This window comes from Rhizobacter sp. P3_C12 (genome assembly GCF_056402735.1).
Genome location: NZ_JBFUGW010000621.1, coordinates 1 through 971, shown reverse-complemented (window position 1 = coordinate 971; position 971 = coordinate 1). Strand labels below are relative to the sequence as shown.

The 971-nt window shown below is 69.5% G+C and carries 2 protein-coding genes; both read right to left on the bottom strand.

Features of this window, described 5'->3' with window-relative positions; translation table 11 throughout:
- The coding region (gene xseA, locus AC1DXV_RS35000; RefSeq protein WP_477938097.1) for an exodeoxyribonuclease VII large subunit at positions 1-777 on the bottom strand (777 nt) is incomplete at its 3' end.
- Positions 770-971, bottom strand: a 202-nt coding sequence (locus tag AC1DXV_RS34995) for a hypothetical protein (protein ID WP_477938096.1), incomplete at its 5' end; no start/stop codon positions are given. The genes xseA and AC1DXV_RS34995, both read right to left, overlap by 8 nt.

Below are 971 nucleotides of genomic sequence, written 5' to 3'. Positions count from 1 at the left end.
GCGCAGGTCGGCGGCGAAGTCGGCCAGCGTCACGTCGGTCTCGTGGCCGACGCCGCAGATCGTCGGCAGCGGGCTCGCCGCGATGGCCCGCACGACCTGCTCGTCGTTGAACGCCCACAGGTCTTCCAGCGAGCCGCCGCCGCGGCACACGAGCAACGCATCGACCTCGTTGCGCTCGGCCGCCTGGCGCAGCGCACGCACCAGCGCCGCCGGCGCCTCGGCGCCCTGCACCAGGCTCGGGTAGACGACGACGGCGACATGCGGCGCGCGCCGGGCCAGCGTGGTCAGCACATCGTGCAGCGCGGCGCCCGACGTCGAGGTGACGACACCGAGCCGGCGCGGAAACCGCGGCAGCTCGCGCTTGCGCACTGGATCGAACAGCCCCTCGGCCTCGAGCCGCGCCTTCAGCCGCAGGAATTGCTCGTACAGCGCACCGGCGCCGGCCTGCTGCATCGATTCGACGACGAACTGCAGTTCGCCGCGCGGTTCGTAGACCGCGAGCCGCCCGCGCACCTCGACGCGCTGCCCGTCGACCGGGTTGAAGCCCACCAGGCTCGCCGCGCGCCGGAACATCGCGCAGCGGATCGCCGCCTGCTGCCCGTCCGCATCCTTCAGGCTGAAGTAGCAATGCCCGCTGGCCGCACGCGAGAAGCCCGACAGCTCGCCCTGCACRACACAGGCGCTGAAGCGCGCCGCCAGCGCGTCCGACACCGCGTTGACCAGCCCCGCGACGCTCCAGACCAGGCGCTCGCCCCGCCCCGCCGAGCGCTCAAACATGTGCAAACCCAGCGTTCATGCGGGTCGAGAACTCCACAAGCCCGCCAATCAAGGGCTGGCGGCGCGATTCGGCTGTCATGCCGCATTCACAATCGCCCAAGTCATTGATTTTCAACGTTTTTTTCATGCTTAAAGATTGAGCAATCTGTGGCAGAGCCTGAATTGGCGCGGCTTTGGCGCGTTCGACCCACGGT